A 15,481-nucleotide genomic window follows, 5' to 3' on the forward strand; every position below is an offset into this window, starting at 1 on the left:
CGCGCCCAGCCCGTCCGCCTTCGCGAGAGTTCTCCCATGCAGATGCCCGAAAACCGCTTCAAGCGCGCCCTGGCGGCGCCCACCGATGGCCAGCCGCTGATCGGCCTGTTCCTCGGCCTGGCCGACCCCTACAGCGCCGAGATCGTCGCCGGCACCGGCTACGACTGGCTGATGGTGGACGGCGAGCACGGCCCCAACGAGCTGCGCACCGTCCTCGCCCAGCTGCAGGCCCTGGCCGCCTACCCGGTGAGCCCGGTGGTGCGCACCGCCGACCACAACACCGCCGCCATCAAGCGCCTGCTGGACATCGGCGCCCAGACCTTGCTGGTGCCCATGGTGGAATCCGGCGAGCAGGCCCGCGCCCTGGTCGCCGCCACCCGCTACCCGCCGGCCGGCATCCGCGGCGTCGGCACCGCGCTGGCGCGGGCGGCGCGCTGGAACGGCGTGCCGGACTACTTCGCCCGCGCGGATGAAGAGGTCTGCCTGATCCTGCAGGTGGAATCCCGCGCCGGCCTCGCCGCCATCGAGGACATCGCCGCGGTGGAGGGCGTGGACGGCATCTTCGTCGGCCCCTCCGACCTCGCCGCCTCGCTCGGCTACCTCGGCCAGCCCGGCCACCCGGAGGTGAAAGCCGCGGTGGAAGACGCGCTCGCCCGCATCGCCGCCGCCGGCAAGGCCGCCGGCGTATTCGCCTCCGACCCCGCCACCGCCCGCGGCTATTGTGAGAAAGGGGCACGTTTCGCCGCCGTCGGCGTCGATACCCTGTTGCTGCGCAACGCCGCGCTGCGCCTGGCGCAGTCCTTCAAGGGCGAGAGCGGGGCGGCGGGGGCGGCTTATTGAGCGGGAGGGGCGTGTGTGCCCATGCCGGCGGCGCCAGCCTGGCGCCACCGGAGCGGGCAGGCGGTGCTCCGGCTTGCCAGCCCTGTATTCCGGCGGCGCTCAGCCTGGCAGACCGGCCCTTTCTGCCTGAGCCTGGCCGGGCTTGCGGGGCAAAGAACAACATCAGATCCATCTGCTGGCGCCAGTCCGCGCGCCGGCCCGTAACAAGGAGAACACCATGCTCCAGCTGAAGAATCCGGCGCTGCTGCGCCAGGCCTGCTACATCGCCGGCCAGTGGGTGGGCGCCGATGAGGGCGAGACCGTGCCGGTCACCGACCCCGCCACCGGCGAGACCATCGCCAGCGTGCCGCGCTGCGGCGCCGCCGAAACCCGCCGCGCCATCGAGGCTGCCGACCGCGCGCTGCCGGCCTGGCGCGAGACCACCGCCGCCGAACGCGCCAAGGTGCTGCGGCGCTGGTTCGAACTGATGATGGCCAACCAGGAAGACCTCGCCCGGCTGATGACCGCCGAGCAGGGCAAGCCGCTGGCCGAGGCCCGCGGCGAGATCGCCTACGCCGCCGCCTTCATCGAGTGGTTCGCCGAAGAAGGCAAGCGTGCCTACGGCGAGGTGGTGCCCTCGCCGCTGGCCGGCACCCGCATCGTCGTCACCCGCGAGCCGGTGGGCGTGTGCGCGGCGGTCACGCCGTGGAACTTCCCGGCGGCGATGATCACCCGCAAGGCCGGCCCGGCGCTGGCGGCCGGCTGCACCATGGTGGTCAAGCCGGCGGAGCAGACGCCGCTGTCGGCGCTGGCGCTGGCGGTGCTGGCGGAAGAGGCGGGCGTGCCGGCGGGCGTGTTCAGCGTCATCACCGGCAAGGCCAGCGCCATCGGCGGCGAATTCACCGCCAACCCGACGGTGCGCAAGCTCACCTTCACCGGCTCCACCGAGGTCGGCCGCCTGCTGATGGAGCTGTGCGCGCCGACGATCAAGAAGCTGTCGCTGGAACTGGGCGGCAATGCGCCCTTCATCGTCTTCGACGATGCCGACCTGGACGCGGCGGTGGCCGGCGCCATCGCCTCCAAGTACCGCAACACCGGCCAGACCTGCGTCTGCTCCAACCGCCTGCTGGTGCAGGCCGGTGTGTACGACGCCTTCGCCGAAAAGCTGGCCGCCGCGGTGGCGAAGCTGAAGGTGGGCAACGGCTTCGACGACGGCGTGACCCAGGGCCCCCTGATCGACGAGGCCGCCCTGGCCAAGGTCGAGGAACTGGTGGGCGACGCGCTGGCCAAGGGCGCCCGGGTGGTGGCCGGCGGCAAGCGCCATGCGCTGGGCGGCACCTGGTACGAGCCCTCCATCCTGGCCGAGGTGACGCCGGCGATGCGGGTGGCGAAGGAGGAAATCTTCGGCCCGGTGGCGCCGCTGTTCCGCTTCGACACCGAGGAAGAGGCCATCCGCCTGGCCAACGACACCGAGTTCGGCCTCGCCGCCTACTTCTACTCCCGCGACATCGGCCGGGTGTGGCGGGTGTCCGGCAAGCTGGAGTACGGCATGGTGGGCATCAACACCGGCCTGATCTCCACCGAGGTGGCGCCCTTCGGCGGCATCAAGCAATCCGGCCTGGGCCGCGAAGGCTCCAGCCACGGCATCGACGAGTACCTGGAAACCAAGTACCTGGCGATGGGCGGGCTGTAAGCCGGCGCGAGTAAGCAGCGCCGCCGCAACGGATCGACGGGCGGCGGCGCTTTGTTTCGAAGGGGGCGTGTGGCCGGCTTCCGCACATGCCGCTGCGGTGAGGCGGTGCCGCCATCCAGGCGGCGTCCGGATGGCTTGCCGGTTTCAGGCTTCCGGCGTGCAGCCATCCACGCCGCAGAAGGGCGCTTCCGCTTCCACTTGTGCCGGTGCGGTGGCGGGCAGGCGGCCGGCGAGGTGTTCGCGGAAGGCGTCCGGCTTGCCCAGCCAGGTGGAGAGGTCCAGCACCTGCAACTTGCGGTCGTCGGTCTCCAGCACCAGGGTGGGGAAGCCGCGGCCGCCGACCCGGGCCAGCAGCTCGCGGCTGGCGGCGACGTGGTTGCGGGTGGGGCCGCCTTCCAGGTCGGCATAGGCGTGGTCGAACTCCACCGGGCTCAGGCCCATGTCGGTGGCGATGGCGTGCAGTACCGCCGGCTCGGCGATGCGCCTGCCCTGCACGTAGTGGGCGCGCTGCAGTCGATCCAGCATGTCCAGGCCGCGGCCGGCGATGGCCTCGGCGGCGAGGATGGCGGTGGTTGGCGGTGCGGAGTCCATGACCGCGCCGCGGTCCAGCAGCAGGCCGTCGAAATAGGCCTCGCCGAAGGGCTGGCCGCTGACGGCGGCGATGCGGCGGTCGTGGGGAATCACGTATTCCCGCCACTGCGGCGTGATCGGGCGGCGGTCGCCGTCCATCATCATGCCGCCGCCGTGGAATGCGACGCGCAGGCCAGGCAGGCTGCGCGCAGCCTTCACCAAGGGGGCCGCGGCGTAGCACCAGCCGCACAGGGGGTCGAAGATGTAATGCAGGGTCATGATGGTCTTTCCGGCGGGGCGGTGCCTGGCGGAAGGTCGAGTCGGGGCTTGCCATCATAGAAGGGTGCTCGGCGGGGAAAAAGCGGGTGGCGGATAAGGCACTGTTTCATGGACAGGACCAATCTCCCGGCGCCCGCCGGCGGCGGACGAAGCAAGGAGGCAGGGATGCAGCAGCACGCTCACACCCGGGAACTCGGCCGCGAGGCCGCGTCGCTGTTTCGCCCCTGTGCGCAGGCGGCGGGGAATGCTGCCGCGGCCGCGGCGTCCTTCATCCGCTGCCGCGACCCGGCGGAGGCCTCAGCCCGCTTGCGCTCCGCCTACAGCCACCATCGCCTGAGCGTGCATGGCCGCCGCTTCGACATGCGTTTCGAGTGCCGCCGCCTGGGGGCGCTGGAGCTGGCGCGGCTACGCTTCGGCACCGAGGTTGAGCTGGACCAGCAGGCGGCCGGCGGTTTCACCCTGATCACCACCCAGCTGGAGGGCGCCTCCGAGATCGTCGCCGGCGGCGGTGTGCATCGCGGCGGCGCCGGCATGGTGGTGCTGGATTCCGCCGCCACGCCGGTGAGGAAGCGCTTTTCCGCCGACAGCTGCCGCCTCAACCTGCGCATCGAACAAGGCCTGCTGGCGGCCAAGTGGGCCGCGCTGAGCGGGCAGGCGGACGCTGCGCCGCCACTGTTCCAGCCGGCGCTGGCGGCGGGCCTGCCGGCGCAGGCGCGCTGGCTGGCGCTGCTGCGGCTGGTGCTGGGCTGGGCGCAGGTGGCGCCTGGCGCCGCCTTGTTGCGCCAACTGGAGGAAATGGTGGCGCTCTACCTGCTCACCGAAGTGCCCCACAGCCAGTCGGCGCTGCTGCACAGGCCACTGCCCGCGCCGGCGCCGCGCCACCTGCGCCGGGCCGAGGATTACATGCGCGCCCACGCCGGCCAGCCGCTGACCCTGGCCGACATCGCCACCGCCGCCGGCGTCGGCATCCGCACTCTCAGCGCCGCCTTCCGCGACAGCCGCGGCACCAGCCCGATGGCCTGGCTGCGCGAGCTGCGCCTGGAGGGCGCGCGGCAGGACCTGCTCGCTGCCGGCCCTGCCGACACCGTCGCCGAGATCGCCATCCGCCGCGGCTTCGGCAACCTAGGCCGCTTCGCCGCCGACTACCGCCGCCGCTACGGTGAAACACCATCGGCGACGCTGCGGCGGGGCAGCTATTGAGCCGGCAATCAGATAAGGGAGACCGAGCCTGTCGAAGAGCGTCGCGGACTTCGACAGGCTCGGCCCGAAGGGCTGTTGTGTATTCAACCGCCGGCTTAACAAGAGCAGAGGGGCGCCCCGCGTGCTAGCGCTGCGGCTGCCATCGTCCAGCCTCAGGCCAGCATCTGCAGCACGAACACCACGCTGGCCTGCATGACGCCCCCGCGTTCCCGGAAGCTCAGCCAGCGGCAGTCTTCTGGGTTGCGGTCTACCGGGTCCCGGCGCGCCAGCGCGGTGTCGCGTTCGTCCTGCCAGTAGGTCTGGGTGACCAGCGGGCGGTGGCCGCCGGCGGAGAGGCGCCAGTGCAGGTGGCGGCGGCGGTTGGCGTAGTTGCCGGGAACGATGCTGGTGAAGGCGAAGCGGCCCTGGCCGTCGCTGCGGACCTGGCCGCGCAGGTTGATCTCCTCGGCGCGGTACCGGGAGATGTCGCCGTTGTCTTCCGGGTGGTAGCGGCCGTCGCTGTCGGCATGCCACAGCTCCACCACCGCGTTGGCGAGCGGCGTGCGGCCGTCGTTGCCGCCCAGCACCAGGCCGGCGACCTGCATCGGCGTGCCGGCGGCGCGCAGCAGGTTGATGTCCATGGTCGAGGGCGCGTTGGCGACATAGAAGGGGCCGGCGGTGGCGCTGCCGGTGGGGCCGCAGGTCTTGCACACCGCGGGGGCGCAGGCTTCGGCGGCGAGGCCGGGACGGCTGGCCAGCAGCAGGCCGGCGCCCAGGCCGAGGAGGAGGTCGCGGCGGTCGGTCATGGCGGCACTTCCGGGCAGGGGATGGCCCTTGGTGGCGCGGAAGGCGGCGCGGGTTCCTTGCGCGCCGGAAGTGGCGGAGCCGGGAAGACGAAAGGGCCGGGAAAGGGCCGGGAAAGGGGCTGAAAAGGGGCTGAAAAGGGGCCGGAGCGGGTGGTGCCCGCCCCGGCTCCGGGGCTTGTCGCTGGGCTGGCCGCCGCCTCAGGGCGCCGCGGCCAATTCCCTCGCGGTCGCGGCCAGCGCCTTGCCGTCCAGCCCCTTGCGGCTGACTTCGGCGATCCATTCCTCGTCCACCTTGGCGGTGGCGGCACGCATGGCGCGCATGTCGTCCTCGCTGAAGCGGTGGATCTTGCCGCCACCGGCCAGCACCTTGGCGCGGGCGGCCTCGGTTTCGTCGTCCCAGTTGCGGCCGGCGCGGACGACCAGGGCTTCGCCGCTGTGCTTATCGATGACGGCTTTGAGGTCGTCCGGCAGGCGCTCGTACTTGGCCTTGTTCATCAGGATGGTGAGCACGGTGGCGACCGGGAAGGGTTGGCCGGCCGGCGGATCGACATGGAAGCGGGTGACTTCGTCCAGCTTGGTCGAGGGCACGAACTCCCAGCCGCCCATGGCGCCGTCCACCACGCCCTTGGCGATGGCCTCGGTCATCTGCGCCGGCGGCATCGCCACCGGCTGGCCGCCGAGCGCGGCCAGGGTCTTGGAGGCCATGCGGCCGGGGGCGCGCAACTTGAGGCCTTCGATGTCGGCCGGCGCCTTGATCTCCTTGCGGCCGGTGTGCAGGGTGACGCCGCCGTCGATGAACATCGCCAGCACCTTGTAGGCTTCGAACTCCTTCTGTGCGTGGCGCTGGTAGTACTGCCAGGTGGCGAGCCCGCCGCGGCTGGCGTCGCTGATGACGAAGGGCAGCTCCATGGCCTCGATGGCGGGGAAGCGGCCGGCGGAGTAGCCGGGCACCGTCCACACCACGTCGGCGACGCCGTTCTTGACCTGGTCCACCAGCTGCGCCGGCGTGCCGCCCAGTTGCATCGCCGGGTAGAACTGGCAGGCGATGCGGCCCTGGGAGTCGCGGGCGATGTCGGCACACCAGGGCACCAGCACCTTCTGGTGGCCGGAGACGTTGGCCGGCAGGAAGTGGGCGACCTTGAGGGTGACTTCCTGGGCGTGGGCGGCCGGGAGGGCGAGGGCGGCCAGCGCGGCGGCCAGCGTGAGCACGGCGGCGCGGGGTTTGCGGCTGGGGCGGGCGGCCGGCGCGGCCGGCGTGGGTTGGCGGGTGGATTTCATGCTGTCGTCTCCTTCTTCTCTGGTGGGTGCTGCTGCCGCCGCGGCCGGCGGCCGGGGCGGTGGAACGGCGCTGCCGGCGGGATCAGAGATCCAGCTTCAGCAGCGGGCCTCGGGCGCGTGAGCAGCAGGGCAGGAAGTGGTCTGCTGCGGCGCGCTCTTCTGCGGTGAGGAACTGGTCGCGGTGGTCCGGCTGGCCGGCGAGCACCCGCGTGAGGCAGGTGCCGCACACGCCTTGCTCGCAGGAGGTCGGGATGTCGATGCCGGCGCGGGCCAGGGCCTGGGTGACGGATTCGTCCGCCGCCACCGGGATGCGGGCGCCGGTGCTGGCGAGCTCGATTTCGAAGGGCAGGTCGCCGCTGTCGACGACGGCCGGGGCGCGGCCGAAGTGCTCGCGGTGCAGGCGGTCCGCCTCCCAGCCCAGGTTGAGGGCGGTGGTGGCGAGGTGGTCCATGAAGCCGGCTGGGCCGCAGACATAGAGGTGCGCGCCGGCCGGCGCCCCGGCCAGCGCGGCGGCGGCGTCGAAGGGCTGTTCGTCGTCGAAATGCAGCCGGCTGCGGGCAGCGTGCGGCGCCGTGGCCAGGCGGGAGAGGAAGGCGGCCTGGGAGCGGCGGCGGGCGCAGTAGTGCAGGCGGTAGTCGCGCCCGGCGGCGGTCAGCGCTTCGGCCATGGCGAGGATGGGCGTGATGCCGATGCCGCCGGCCACCAGCAGCGCCGGCGCGGGTTCCGGCGCGAGGGCGAAGAGGTTGCGCGGCGCCGAGATGCGCAGCCGCCGGCCTTCTTCCAGCTGCCGGCACAGGGCGCGCGAGCCGCCGCGGGAGGCGGGGTCGTCCAGCACGCCGATGAGGTAGTGGTCGGCGGCGCCGGCGGGCGGCGGGTTGCACAGGGAGTATTGGCGGATGAGCTGGCGGCCGGGGCGGGCGCCGAGTGGGTCGTCGGGCGCGCCCTCGTCGGCGATGTCTATGGTGAGGTCGATGTGGGCACCGGCCTCGAAGGCCGGCAGGGCGCCGCCGTCGGGGCGTTCCAGGCGGAAGCTGAAGATGCCTTCGGCTTCCCGCTGCTTGCGGGTGAGCACGACTTCGTACATGTCTCTCTCTCCGGGGGGCCGCGCCTCTGCTGGGTGCGTGCCGGGGGTGGGGGTGGGCGGCCCAGCTAGAACGCTTGCCCACGTTTGGGTTGGTCAATGGAGGAACGATTGGGCTGGCGCAGCCGGCCCTTCAGGGCGCCCCTCCCCCGGGTCCGCGGGCCATGTGGCCTGCATGCCCCAGGGCGCTCCGGCGGGCGAAGCAGTGCTTCGCTCTTCCGCCTGCCCCCCGAGGGGATAGGGGGAAAAGATGCGGTCGCCGTGGGGTGAGGGCTTATCTCAACCATGGGGGGCAGCAAGGGCGGTTTGTGTGAATGCTTGGACCGCAGTCACCGTATCCGCTTCTTCACGCCGGCTGCGGCTGCGCCCGTGCCGCCACGCTGCCCTCCGCCTGCCTCGCCGCCGCCCGCGCAGCCATCTCCGCCTCCGCCCGCGCCTTGATGTAGCGGCGCATCGCGATCGCCGGCCCGTCCGCCGCCAGCGACATCTCGTGGAAGTCCTCGTCGGCGCTGGCCAGCAGTTCTTCCTGCAGCGCCAGGCCGACCACGTCCTCGTGGAAGGCGGCGAACAGGCGTTCGTGCATGGCGTGGGTGATGGCGGCGTCCTGCTGGGCGAAGTCGCGGCCGTGCACCACGAAGTAATGGGTGCTGGTGGCGGTTTCCGGGGTGGGCAGGTGGGCGGTGCGGATGCGGAACTCCGGCCGGCTTTCGGCGGGCAGGGCGGTATCGTAGAAGGCCACGTTCACCTCATGCATGGCCGGCGAGTGGAACTCGGAGCGGGCGATGCGGGCGGCGGTGGGCTTGCCGTAGAGGCCAGTGGGCTCGCCCCACACCGGCGGCAGCGAGGTCGGCACCACGTTGCGCACCAGGGCGAAGCGGCCGTCGCCCAGTTCGGTCTGGTAGGCGGCGCCGGCATAGTCGGGCGTGCCTATGGTGGCGGCGTGCAGGAAGCTGAGGTGGGTGAGGTCCAGCAGGTTCTCGTGCAGGCGCACGTAGCTGGCGCGCAGGTCCATGTAGCCGTGGGAGGTTTCCCAGGCGGGGTCGGTGATCCAGGCGGCGGGCGGCAGTTGCGCCGGGTCGGCCTCGGCTGGGTCGCCCATCCAGATCCACAGCAGCGGGCCGTGCTCCACCACCGCGTAGGCGCGCACCCCTATGCCCTTGGGACAGGGCGACTGCGACGGCGCTTCCACGCAGTCGCCGTGGCTGTCGAAGCGCAGGCCGTGGTAGCCGCAGACGATGGTGTCGCCGTCGCGGCGGCTGGCGGAGAGGGGGAAGGAGCGGTGCGGGCAGCGGTCGTCCAGCACCACCGCGCGGCCCTCGCTGGTGCGGAACATCACCACCCGCTTGCCCAGCAGGGTGCGGCGGAGCAGGGCCTCGCCGACTTCCTCGGCGAAGGCGGCGACGTACCAGGCGTTGTAGATGAAGGGGGTGTCGCGGTCGGCGAGGCGGCGGGAAGCGGCCTGGGCGGCCTGGATGAGCTTGGCGCTGGGGCGGGTCATGTCTCTGTCTCCTCGTTCTTGTGTTGCCGCGCCCTGCGCTGAGGGGCCGGCGATGGAGGCAAGTCTAGGAAGGGGCGGCGGGGGTGGTAAATGCGCTGGCGGACATGTCTAATATGTTAGTGATTCATGTTGTCCCGCAGCACGACCGCGTTCCCATGCATGGAGGCCGGATGTCCTTCCGCGAACTGGACCTCAACCTGATGCCGGTGCTGGATGCCTTGCTCACCCACGGCAGCGTGTCGCGCGCCGGCGAGGCGCTGGGCATGACGCAGCCGACGATGAGCCATGCGCTGCGCCGGTTGCGCGTCTATTTCAACGATCCGCTGTTCGTCCGCAGCGGCGCCCGCATGGTGGCGACGCAGAAGGCCCTGGAGCTGGCGCCGGTGGTGGCGGAGATGATGGAGGGCGTGCGCGCCCGCCTGGTGCCGGGAGCGGGCTTCGACCCCGCGCAGTCGCGGCGGGTGTTCTCGCTGAGCATGACCGACATGGCCGAGCTGGTGTTCATGCCGCGGCTGGTGCCGCGCTTCCGCGAGCGGGCGCCGCATGCGCGCCTGCGGGTGCTGCGGCTGATGCCGCGCGAGCTGCCGGCGGCGCTGGAGCGGCGCGACATCGACCTCGCCATCGGCAGTCTGCCGCTGACCGCCGACGGCCTGTACCAGCAGCAGCTGGTGCGCCATCCGCTGGTGTGCATCGTCAGCCGCGACAACCCGCGCTACGGCGAGCGCATCGCGCGCGAGGCCTACCTCGCCGCCGAGCACGTCGGCGTGATGCCCTTCGGCCGCGACGAGGACATCTTCGAATGGGCGCTGCAGGCGCAGGGCCTGAAGCGGCGCTTCTTCATGATGACCCAGGGCTTCCTGACGCTGCCGATGCTGATCGAGGGCAGCGACCTGATCGCCACCGTGCCGGAGCACATGGCGCGGGTGTTTGGCACCCACGCCGGCATTCGCTGCCTGCCGCCGCCGGTGGAGCTGCCGGCACTGGCGCTGCGCCAGAGCTGGCATCCGCGCTTCCAGCACGACCCCGGCAACGCCTGGCTGCGGGCGCTGTTCTTCGAGACCTTCTCGGCCGACCGGGCGGGGTGAACGCGGCAGCCCCGCGGCCGGCGGGGTGCCGGCGGCGGGGCTGGGGGTGCCGGGCGTGCTGGCGGGTCAGACGATGCGGGCGACTTCGTCGAAGGCCAGGCGCGGGCCGCGCGGGTAGTTGCCGGCGGCGTCGCCGTGGCCGAGGTTCACCAGCAGGTTGGTCTTGTAGTCGCCGCCGGGGAAGAACTCGGCGTCCACCTTGGCGGCGTCGAAGCCGCTCATGGGGCCGCAGTCCAGGCCCAGCGCGCGGGCGGCGATGATCAGGTAGGCGGCCTGCAGGCTGCTGTTGCGGAAGGCGGTGGCTTCGGCCAGCGCGGCGTTGCCGGCGAACATATCGTGGGCGCCGGGAATGGCCGGGCACTGGGTGGGCAGCTGCTCGTAGAAGCGGGTGTCCAGGCCGACGATGACGGTGGCCGGCGCCGCCATGGTCTTGTCCACGTTGCCGCCCATCAGCGCCGGCTTGAGCCTGGCCTTGGCCTCGGCGCTCTTGACGAACACATAGCGCGCCGGCTGGCAGTTCATCGAGGTCGGGCCCCACTTCAGCAACTCGTAGAGCTGGCGCAGGGTGTCGTCGGACACCGGCTGGTCGGTGAAGCGGTTAACGCTGCGGGCGTTGCGGAAGATGAGGTCGAGGGCGGCGTCGTTGGCGCTCATGGTGTTTCCTTGCTTTTGTTTTGAGGGGCCGGGGTGGGCCCCCGGAGCATGGCGGTGATTGTCGCCGTATCCACCGGCGGGAAAAACCGCGGCTGGCGAATCACACTGTTCCGCGGGAGGAATCAATCGGCTGGTCGCTCCTGGGGTGAAGGCCCTGCCGGGAGGACTGGGCAAGGGAAGGCGCCCCACTGCGGTGGCGGCCTGCTCCCGTGAATATTTCGGCCGGATCCGTACAGCGTCCGCCGTTTTCGGGTAGCCGGCGGTTGGGCCGGATTCCTAGCATGGCGATGCCGCCCGCGCATCCGTTCGCCGGCGGTTTCTGCCCATAAAGGAGACAACCATGCGCGGACCGCGTCTTTCCCGTTTCGCCCTGCTCACCGCCTCGGCCCTGATTACCGCCGCTGCCAGCCTGCCCGCCACCGCCGCCGAGGAAGTCACCCTGCGCCTCGCCCACTTCCTGCCCGGCGTCGCGCTGGCGCAGAAAGAGGTGCTGGCGCCGTGGTGCGACACCCTGACCCGGGAATCCGCCGGCCGCATCAAGTGCCAGTTCTTCCCGGCGATGCAGCTCGGCGGCACCCCCGGCCAGCTCGCCGACCAGGCGAGGAACGGCGTGGCCGACGTGGTATGGACCGCGCCCGGCTACTCGCCCGGCCGTTTCCCCCGCACCGAGGCGCTGGAGCTGCCCGGCGTGATGCCGCTGGGCGGCACCGCGCAGGCCAGGATGGTCTGGGCCTTCTACGAGCAGAACCTGCGCGAGGAGTATGCCGGCTACAAGGTGCTCGCCATGCATGGCGACGGCGGCATGAACATCCACACCGCCAACAAGCCGGTGAACAGCCCGGACGATCTGCGCGGCATGAAGCTGCGCGCGCCCAACCGCGCCATCTCCCGCACGCTGGCGGCGCTGGGCGCGATGCCGGTGGCGATGCCGCCGGCGCAGATGACCGAGGCCATCGCCAAGGGCGTGGTGGACGGCGCCTCGGCGGTGTGGGAAGTCATCGTGCCGACCAAGCTGGACGAGGTCACCCGCTTCCACATGGAGACCCCGGCGGACCAGCCGGCGCTGGGCGCCACCGTGCTGGTGGTGCTGATGAACAAGGACAAGTACGCCGCGCTGCCGGCAGACCTGCGCGAGATCCTCGACCGCAACAGCGGCGCCGCGCTGTCGGCCCGCTTCGGCACCGCCTGGGATGGTGCCATCGAGGCGGCGCGAACCAAGGTCAAGGCCGCCGGCCACGCCGTCACCCTGCTCGACGGCGCCGACTACGAGCAACTGCGCCAGCGTAGCGCCACCGTGGAGCGCGACTGGGTGGAGGAGGTGCGCGCCAAGGGCGTGGATGGCGCTGCCCTGCTCGCCGCCGCACGGGCGCTGGCGGGCCGGAACCCGGCGGCCACCGCCGCACGCTGAACGCCTGGTCGCCGGGCGGAAGCGCTCGCCCGGCGCCGGGCAATCGATAGACAGGAACGGAGGAAGGACGACATGGAAAACAATAGACGCGACTACAACCGCCCGGCGCGCTTCGGCGCCGCCGAATGGCAGGCGCGGGTGGAACTGGCGGCGATGTACCGCATCTTCGCCTACCTCAGGTGGGACGAATCCATCTACAACCATATCTCGCTGCGGGTACCGGGCGAGCCGCAGCACTTCCTCATCAACCCCTTCGGCCTGCACTACAGCGAGGTCTGCGCCTCCAACCTGGTCAAGGTGGACATCGATGGCAACGTCGTCGGCCACGCCGACTGGCCCATCAACCCGGCCGGCTTCACCTTCCACAGCGCCATCCATGCGCAGGTGGAAGGCGCCCACTGCGTCATGCATGTGCATACCACCGCCACCCAGGCGGTGTGCTGCCTCAGGCAGGGTCTCTCCTTCAGCAACTTCTACGCCGCCCAGCTCTACGGCAAGGTGGCCTACCACGAGTTCGAGGGCATCACGGTGCACATGGACGAGGGCGAGCGCATCCTCGCCAGCGCCGGCGGCAAGCCGGTGCTGCTGCTGCGCAACCACGGCCCGGTGGTGATGGGCGCCACGCCGGCGCAGGCCTTCGCCCTGCTGTGGCTGGTGCAGCGCGCCTGCGAGGTGCAGCTGGCGGCGCAGTCCATGGGTGAGGTGATAACGCTGCCGCGGCCGGTGCTGGAAAAGTGCGTGGCGGATTCGCTCAACTTCGACCCCCGCTTCGGCGCCGGCGAAGATGCGCTGGCGGCCTTCACCCGGCTGGTCGAGCGCGTCGATCCCGGCTACCGTTATTGAGGCGCGGCCGGCGAGCGGCGCGCGATAAGGACAAGACGAGGAGGATTCCCGCAGTGAAGATCTGTCTCTACGGCGTCGGCGCGGTCGGCGGACTCATAGGCACCCGGCTGGCCGCCGCCGGCCACGGCCTCAACGCGGTGGCGCGCGGCGACACCCTGGCCGCGCTGCGCGAGCAGGGCCTGGGGCTGGAGGAAGCCGACGGCAGCCGCCGTTACTTCCCCATCCACGCGGTGGCCGAGCCGGTCGAACTCGGGCCGCAGGATCTGGTGATCGTGGCGGTGAAGCAGCCGGCGCTGGCGGCGGTGGCGGATGCCATCGGCCCGCTGCTCGGCCCGCATACCAAGGTGCTGCTGGCCATGAACGGCGTGCCCTGGTGGTTCTTCGACGGACTCCCCGGCCCGCTGGCCGGCGCCACGCTGGACACGGTGGACCCGGACGGCGGCCTGCGCCGGCGCATTCCCAGCAATCAGGTGATCGGCTGCGTGGTGCACATCGCCTGCAACACCCCGGCGCCGGGCGTGTGCCGCCACGGCTTCGGCAACGGCCTGATCCTGGGCGAACCGGCCGGCGGCGCGCCCTCGGCGCCACTGCGCGCGGCGGCGGAACTGCTGTCCGGCGCCGGGTTGGAGGTGAAGCTGTCCGAGCGCATCCAGCAGGACATCTGGTTCAAGCTGTGGGGCAACATGACCATGAACCCCATCTCCGCCCTCACCGGCGCCACCTCCGATCGCATGCTGGACGACCCGCTGGTGAACGATTTCTGCGTGGCGGTGATGCGCGAGGCGGCCGAGGTCGGCGAACGCATCGGCTGTCCGGTGGCGCAGTCGCCGCAGGAGCGCAATGCCGTCACCCGCAAGCTGGGTGCGATGAAGACCTCCATGCTGCAGGACGTGGAAGCCGGCCGCCGGCTGGAGGTGGATGCGCTGATCGGCGTGGTGCACGAGATCGCCGGCCGGGTTGGCGTGCAGGTGCCCAGCATCGCGGCGCTGTTCGGTTTGCTGCGGTTGTTCGCGGAGACGCGCGGCTTGCGTTGAAGGTGATGAGGAGTTGAGGCTGGGAGGTGAAGGCCAGGTGGGAGGAACGCCGCGGCCAAGCCAAGCTTCATCGCGGGTGTTACCCCCTCTTCCCTCGCGGGAGAGGGATAAGGGAGAAACCATGCCGCGTCCGGTTGATTGGCTGAAATGCGGCCGGCCCACCCATTCAGGCCCGCAGTCCTCAGGCGTACCGATTCACCCGCGTCAGCGACACCAGCGCCGCCGCCAGCATCAGCGCGGCGGCGGCCGCCGCGAACAGGGCGGTGATTTCGGTGCCTCTGCGCTCCAGCACGAAGCGGGCGTTGAGGTCCTGGTAGACCTGCTGCAGTTCCGCCGCGGTGCCGGCGTGGAAGTAGCGCGCCTGGGTGATGTCGGCAATGGCCTTCAGCGTGTCCTCGTCGAAGCGCATGAACACCGACCAGCCTTCGTTGCTCACCATCGCACCTTCCGAGGTGCCGAAGCCGACGGTGAAGACGCGCACGCCGTGCTCGGCGGCCATGCGGGCGGCGTCCACCGGGTCGGGGCCGGTAGTGCGGCGGCCATCGGTGAGCAGGATCACCGCCGCGGAGTTGAACGAGGCCGGCGCCACCGCGTCCGCCGCCGGCGGGGGGGCGGCCGAGGGCGGGCCGCCGCGGCGGCCATTGATCAGCGTCTGGTCCGGGTCTATCGCGCGCTCGGGGAACAGGGTGGCGAGGGAGACGATGATGCCGCTGCCGATGGCGGTGTGGCGGTCCAGCTGCAGGCGGTCGATGGCGGCGATGAGGTCGTCGCGGTTGTCAGTGGGCGGCTGCACCACGGTGGCGGTACCGGCGAAGGAGACGATGCCGACGCGCACGTCCGAGGGCTGGGCGCGGACGAACTCCCGGGCCGCGGCCTGGGCTGCGGCAAGCCGGTCGGGCGCGATGTCGGTGGCGCTCATGCTCAGCGACACGTCGATGGCAAGGATGATGGTGCGCTGCTCCGAGGGCAGGGTGACCACTGCGCTCGGCCGCGAGATGGCCACCACCGCGGCGGCAATGGCCAGCAGGAGCAGCAGCGCGGGCAGGTGGCGCATCAGCCATTGGGCGCGCCCCAGCGCCGGCCGCAGCAGCGCCAGGCTGGCATAGCGCAGTGGCGCGCGGCGGCGCCGCCGCAGCAGTAATACGTATGCCGCCACCAGCGCCGGCAGGGCCAGCGCCAGCCAGATCAGATCGGGCCACATCAGGGTCATGGCGTCTCCTTCCGGCAGGGCGCCGGCCTGAACATCCGCCACCG

14 protein-coding genes are annotated in these 15,481 nt (G+C 71.5%); 7 read left to right on the top strand and 7 right to left on the bottom strand.

The annotated features are described in order from the left end of the window. Positions 1 to 36: 36 nt before the first annotated feature. The gene (gene hpaI / locus C7389_RS15150) at positions 37 to 840 is read left to right on the top strand and encodes a 4-hydroxy-2-oxoheptanedioate aldolase (RefSeq protein WP_133592944.1); all 804 of its coding nucleotides are present in this window, start codon (positions 37 to 39) and stop codon (positions 838 to 840) included. A gap of 217 nt (positions 841 to 1,057) precedes the next feature. Beyond that, a complete protein-coding gene (locus C7389_RS15155) occupies positions 1,058 to 2,512 on the top strand; it encodes an NAD-dependent succinate-semialdehyde dehydrogenase (RefSeq protein ID WP_133592946.1) in 1,455 nt (484 codons plus the stop codon). Positions 2,513 to 2,656: 144 nt separating this feature from the next. Here the strand turns inward: C7389_RS15155 and C7389_RS15160 are convergent, their stop codons facing one another. Further along, positions 2,657 to 3,361, bottom strand: coding sequence for a DsbA family protein (locus tag C7389_RS15160; protein WP_211168287.1), 705 nt, complete (start codon positions 3,359 to 3,361; stop codon positions 2,657 to 2,659). Between the two features lie 165 nt (positions 3,362 to 3,526). Here C7389_RS15160 and C7389_RS15165 point away from each other — a divergent pair, with 165 nt between their 5' ends. Next, positions 3,527 to 4,561: an AraC family transcriptional regulator gene (locus C7389_RS15165; protein ID WP_162851750.1), complete on the top strand. Its 1,035-nt coding sequence runs from the start codon at positions 3,527 to 3,529 to the stop codon at positions 4,559 to 4,561. 152 nt (positions 4,562 to 4,713) lie between these two features. Here the strand turns inward: C7389_RS15165 and C7389_RS15170 are convergent, their stop codons facing one another. The 4 genes from C7389_RS15170 to C7389_RS15185 all read right to left on the bottom strand — a co-directional run bounded on the left by C7389_RS15170 (position 4,714) and on the right by C7389_RS15185 (position 9,203). Then, positions 4,714 to 5,346 (bottom strand): dioxygenase family protein, encoded by a 633-nt coding sequence (locus C7389_RS15170; RefSeq protein WP_133592952.1) that lies wholly within the window; start codon positions 5,344 to 5,346, stop codon positions 4,714 to 4,716. 198 nt (positions 5,347 to 5,544) lie between these two features. Further along, positions 5,545 to 6,624: a TRAP transporter substrate-binding protein gene (locus C7389_RS15175; RefSeq protein WP_133592954.1), complete on the bottom strand. Its 1,080-nt coding sequence runs from the start codon at positions 6,622 to 6,624 to the stop codon at positions 5,545 to 5,547. Between the two features lie 82 nt (positions 6,625 to 6,706). Continuing rightward, positions 6,707 to 7,708, bottom strand: coding sequence for a PDR/VanB family oxidoreductase (locus tag C7389_RS15180; protein WP_133592955.1), 1,002 nt, complete (start codon positions 7,706 to 7,708; stop codon positions 6,707 to 6,709). Between the two features lie 343 nt (positions 7,709 to 8,051). After that, a complete protein-coding gene (locus C7389_RS15185; protein WP_133592957.1) occupies positions 8,052 to 9,203 on the bottom strand; it encodes an aromatic ring-hydroxylating oxygenase subunit alpha in 1,152 nt (383 codons plus the stop codon). Between the two features lie 170 nt (positions 9,204 to 9,373). On the opposite strand from C7389_RS15185, the gene C7389_RS15190 reads away from it, so the two are divergent. Continuing rightward, positions 9,374 to 10,288 carry a LysR family transcriptional regulator gene (locus C7389_RS15190; RefSeq protein WP_162851751.1) on the top strand — a complete coding sequence of 305 codons (915 nt, stop codon included), beginning with the start codon at positions 9,374 to 9,376 and terminating at the stop codon, positions 10,286 to 10,288. Between the two features lie 66 nt (positions 10,289 to 10,354). On the opposite strand, the gene C7389_RS15195 is transcribed toward C7389_RS15190, so the two are convergent. Continuing rightward, entirely contained in the window at positions 10,355 to 10,942 is a 588-nt protein-coding gene (locus tag C7389_RS15195; RefSeq protein WP_133592961.1) for a malonic semialdehyde reductase, read from the bottom strand. A 340-nt stretch (positions 10,943 to 11,282) separates the two neighbouring features. On the opposite strand from C7389_RS15195, the gene C7389_RS15200 reads away from it, so the two are divergent. The 3 genes from C7389_RS15200 to C7389_RS15210 all read left to right on the top strand — a co-directional run bounded on the left by C7389_RS15200 (position 11,283) and on the right by C7389_RS15210 (position 14,227). Then, positions 11,283 to 12,350, top strand: a complete 1,068-nt coding sequence (locus C7389_RS15200; protein WP_133592963.1) for a TRAP transporter substrate-binding protein — start codon at positions 11,283 to 11,285, stop codon at positions 12,348 to 12,350. 72 nt (positions 12,351 to 12,422) lie between these two features. Then, positions 12,423 to 13,193 (top strand): class II aldolase/adducin family protein, encoded by a 771-nt coding sequence (locus tag C7389_RS15205; protein WP_133592965.1) that lies wholly within the window; start codon positions 12,423 to 12,425, stop codon positions 13,191 to 13,193. Positions 13,194 to 13,246: 53 nt separating this feature from the next. Beyond that, the gene (locus C7389_RS15210; RefSeq protein WP_133592967.1) at positions 13,247 to 14,227 is read left to right on the top strand and encodes a 2-dehydropantoate 2-reductase; all 981 of its coding nucleotides are present in this window, start codon (positions 13,247 to 13,249) and stop codon (positions 14,225 to 14,227) included. Between the two features lie 181 nt (positions 14,228 to 14,408). Here C7389_RS15210 and C7389_RS15215 read toward each other — a convergent pair whose 3' ends face one another. Further along, the gene (locus C7389_RS15215) at positions 14,409 to 15,437 is read right to left on the bottom strand and encodes a VWA domain-containing protein (protein ID WP_133592969.1); all 1,029 of its coding nucleotides are present in this window, start codon (positions 15,435 to 15,437) and stop codon (positions 14,409 to 14,411) included. Positions 15,438 to 15,481: the final 44 nt, after the last annotated feature.

Source organism: Azoarcus indigens, from assembly GCF_004361735.1.
Taxonomy (GTDB): Bacteria; Pseudomonadota; Gammaproteobacteria; order Burkholderiales; family Rhodocyclaceae; genus Azoarcus; species Azoarcus indigens.

Bases quoted from the DNA above. Each gene is read 5' to 3' on its own strand.
- hpaI (WP_133592944.1), top strand. From the start codon at position 37: ATGCAGATGCCCGAAAACCGCTTCAAGCGCGCCCTGGCGGCGCCCACC.
- C7389_RS15155 (WP_133592946.1), top strand. From the start codon at position 1,058: ATGCTCCAGCTGAAGAATCCGGCGCTGCTGCGCCAGGCCTGCTACATC.
- C7389_RS15160 (WP_211168287.1), bottom strand. From the start codon at position 3,361: ATGACCCTGCATTACATCTTCGACCCCCTGTGCGGCTGGTGCTACGCC.
- C7389_RS15165 (WP_162851750.1), top strand. From the start codon at position 3,527: ATGCAGCAGCACGCTCACACCCGGGAACTCGGCCGCGAGGCCGCGTCG.
- C7389_RS15170 (WP_133592952.1), bottom strand. From the start codon at position 5,346: ATGACCGACCGCCGCGACCTCCTCCTCGGCCTGGGCGCCGGCCTGCTG.
- C7389_RS15175 (WP_133592954.1), bottom strand. From the start codon at position 6,624: ATGAAATCCACCCGCCAACCCACGCCGGCCGCGCCGGCCGCCCGCCCC.
- C7389_RS15180 (WP_133592955.1), bottom strand. From the start codon at position 7,708: ATGTACGAAGTCGTGCTCACCCGCAAGCAGCGGGAAGCCGAAGGCATC.
- C7389_RS15185 (WP_133592957.1), bottom strand. From the start codon at position 9,203: ATGACCCGCCCCAGCGCCAAGCTCATCCAGGCCGCCCAGGCCGCTTCC.
- C7389_RS15190 (WP_162851751.1), top strand. From the start codon at position 9,374: ATGTCCTTCCGCGAACTGGACCTCAACCTGATGCCGGTGCTGGATGCC.
- C7389_RS15195 (WP_133592961.1), bottom strand. From the start codon at position 10,942: ATGAGCGCCAACGACGCCGCCCTCGACCTCATCTTCCGCAACGCCCGC.
- C7389_RS15200 (WP_133592963.1), top strand. From the start codon at position 11,283: ATGCGCGGACCGCGTCTTTCCCGTTTCGCCCTGCTCACCGCCTCGGCC.
- C7389_RS15205 (WP_133592965.1), top strand. From the start codon at position 12,423: ATGGAAAACAATAGACGCGACTACAACCGCCCGGCGCGCTTCGGCGCC.
- C7389_RS15215 (WP_133592969.1), bottom strand. From the start codon at position 15,437: ATGACCCTGATGTGGCCCGATCTGATCTGGCTGGCGCTGGCCCTGCCG.